Origin of the sequence: Microbacterium sp. H6 (assembly GCF_003314775.1) — a bacterium.
Taxonomy (GTDB): domain Bacteria; phylum Actinomycetota; class Actinomycetes; order Actinomycetales; family Microbacteriaceae; genus Microbacterium; species Microbacterium oxydans.
Window position 1 is genome coordinate 43,478 of the sequence record NZ_QOAY01000032.1, and the last position, 409, is coordinate 43,886.

Below are 409 nucleotides of genomic sequence, written 5' to 3' on the forward strand. Positions count from 1 at the left end.
CCTGCGGCGGTGCACCTGCGATCACGCGGATGCGGTCGCCGAGCTTCGCGAGCTCGGCGAGTCTCTCGGCGACGGCATGAGAGGGCACCACCACGGCGTCGGCGTGTCTCACGGCACGTCTGAGCATGCCGCGCTGCCACGCGACGTTCCCCTTGGACAACTGCTCCGGAGCGTCCCAGGCACGCAGATCCCACACCGTGACGGTCGTCTGATCGTTGTCGTGAAGCCGGTCGTGTCGGACGAGCGGTGCCATCAGGGTCGGCGAGTGGATGAGCCCTCCGCCGACACCGGGGGCGATGCCGAGCTGCCAGGCCGCGGCGAGCTCACGCCGGCCCATGGCGAGCGTGCGCACGTCGGCGATCCCCGCCACCGGCACGGAAGCACCTGCGGGGACGATCGCATCGACCGC

General features: G+C 71.1%; 1 protein-coding gene. It reads right to left on the reverse strand.

Features of this window, described 5'->3' with window-relative positions; translation table 11 throughout:
• Positions 1-409, reverse strand: a 409-nt coding sequence (locus DSP71_RS22915; RefSeq protein ID WP_258546205.1) for a glycosyltransferase, incomplete at both ends; no start/stop codon positions are given.